This window comes from Sphingobacterium sp. SGL-16 (genome assembly GCF_011043515.1).
In the GTDB taxonomy this organism is placed as follows: Bacteria; Bacteroidota; Bacteroidia; order Sphingobacteriales; family Sphingobacteriaceae; genus Sphingobacterium; species Sphingobacterium litopenaei.
Genome location: NZ_JAAKGQ010000098.1, coordinates 1 through 1,709, shown reverse-complemented (window position 1 = coordinate 1,709; position 1,709 = coordinate 1). Strand labels below are relative to the sequence as shown.

General features: G+C 34.2%; 3 protein-coding genes. 2 read left to right on the top strand and 1 reads right to left on the bottom strand.

Going from position 1 to position 1,709, the window contains the following annotated elements; translation table 11 throughout:
• Positions 1-64 precede the first annotated feature (64 nt).
• Positions 65-553, bottom strand: a complete 489-nt coding sequence (locus G5B32_RS16790) for an ABC transporter substrate-binding protein (RefSeq protein WP_165292644.1) — start codon at positions 551-553, stop codon at positions 65-67.
• Between the two features lie 53 nt (positions 554-606).
• On the opposite strand from G5B32_RS16790, the gene G5B32_RS16785 reads away from it, so the two are divergent.
• Positions 607-960 carry a YbaB/EbfC family nucleoid-associated protein gene (locus G5B32_RS16785; protein ID WP_394354889.1) on the top strand — a complete coding sequence of 118 codons (354 nt, stop codon included), beginning with the start codon at positions 607-609 and terminating at the stop codon, positions 958-960.
• A 10-nt stretch (positions 961-970) separates the two neighbouring features.
• Positions 971-1,666 (top strand): metal-dependent hydrolase, encoded by a 696-nt coding sequence (locus tag G5B32_RS16780; RefSeq protein WP_165292643.1) that lies wholly within the window; start codon positions 971-973, stop codon positions 1,664-1,666.
• Positions 1,667-1,709 lie beyond the last annotated feature (43 nt).

Sequence of the window (1,709 nt, the reverse complement as noted above, 5' to 3'; positions counted from 1 at the left end):
GTGCCGAACGGCACGTACGGTGGTGTGAGGGGTCAGGTAATCAAATAATGATTACCTTCCTACTCTATTGGACTTCGAATTTTACCCAAGCCGAACCATCATGTCCATATACAAAATACTTCGGTTGGAAAATTTCCGCTAATACTTCCGTGTCTTTTAGATAGTTTTCATCCAATTGATTGAAATTTGAATCCTGAATAATAAAAATATTGTTGTTTTGGAATGCATTACTATTAGATACTGCAATATCGTTTAGTAAAGAAGGAAATTGACTATATAAATTTTCTGAACGCTGTATTATTAAAATACAATCTGGATTCTCTGCTAAATTGGTAATAAATCTACCACCAGCAATTTTAATCTTTTCGGCAAGAATAGGAGATTCTAAAGGTAAAAAATCTTGTTCTTGATCTAAGACAATAGCTTTTGGAAAACTATCTTCAGTTAAAAATTTGAGTTTATGCAGTATTATATCTATTTCTTCTTCTAAATATTCAGCTTTTGCGGCATCGATATTTTGTAAAGTAGAGATTATTTCTTGGTATTTTGTCATGGTACAAATTTAAGTATTTCAGCTTATTCTGACACTTATTTTGAACGCAAAACATGATTTCGTATTTTGGTCTTATAAAACTAGAAGAGATTATGTTTGATAAATTATTCCAAGCGCAACAAAAAGCGCAAGAAATTAAAGCGCGTTTAGATAATATTTCGGTTTCGGGTGAAGCTGAGGGAGGTAAGGTACGTGTGGTGGCTACAGCCAACAAAGAAATCAAAGAAGTAAGTATCAGTGATGAACTTTTTGCAGAGAATGATAAAGAACAAATCGAAGATTTGTTGCTTGTTGCATTGAATAAAGCATTAGCGCAAGCTGAAAATGTAAGTCAGACTGAAATGGCAGCTGCGTCTCAAGATATGCTTAGCGGTTTAGGTGGTTTAGGCAATTTATTTGGTAAGTAAGAAAAATTTTATGGCAAATCAAATATCGGTAAGGTACTTAGGACACGCTTGTTTTGAATTTAATTTTAATGGTACAAAAGTTCTGATGGATCCTTTTGTGACATACAATCCATTAGCAAAACATATCGATGTATCCGAGTTAAAACCTGATTATATTATCTTGTCTCACGCCCATCAAGATCATGTGGCGGATTTAGCTAAAATTCAAAAGCAGTCCGATGCAACTGTAGCGGCTATCGTGGAGACAGCTGCTTGGGTAAGAAAGCAAGGTGTTCCCGATGAAAAAGTTATTGAATTTAATTTTGGTGGTACATTAACCCTGCCTTTTGGCAAAGTGAAAATGGTGTATGCTTTGCATACTAATTCGACTCCTGACGGTGCGTATGGAGGTGCTCCTTGTGGTTTTGTATTTGTTATTGGTGATAAAAAAATATACTTCGCGGGAGATACTGCTTTGACACTTGAAATGAAATTGTTGGAAGATTTGAATCTGGATTGGGCATTTTTGCCAATAGGAGGACATTATACTATGGATATGTATGATGCGGTCAAAGCAACAGATTTTATCAATTGTAAGAACATTATTGGAATGCACTACGATACATTTTCACCGGTGAAAATTGATAATGCAGAAGCTAAGAAAGTATTTGCTGAAGCGAATATTAATTTAAATTTATTAGAATTAGGATCTTCAATAGATTTATAATTAAAAAATGTTCTATACAAAAAATCCCAATCATCTGAGAGGG

Bases quoted from the DNA above. Each gene is read 5' to 3' on its own strand.
- G5B32_RS16790 (WP_165292644.1), bottom strand. From the start codon at position 553: ATGACAAAATACCAAGAAATAATCTCTACTTTACAAAATATCGATGCC.
- G5B32_RS16785 (WP_394354889.1), top strand. From the start codon at position 607: ATGATTTCGTATTTTGGTCTTATAAAACTAGAAGAGATTATGTTTGAT.
- G5B32_RS16780 (WP_165292643.1), top strand. From the start codon at position 971: ATGGCAAATCAAATATCGGTAAGGTACTTAGGACACGCTTGTTTTGAA.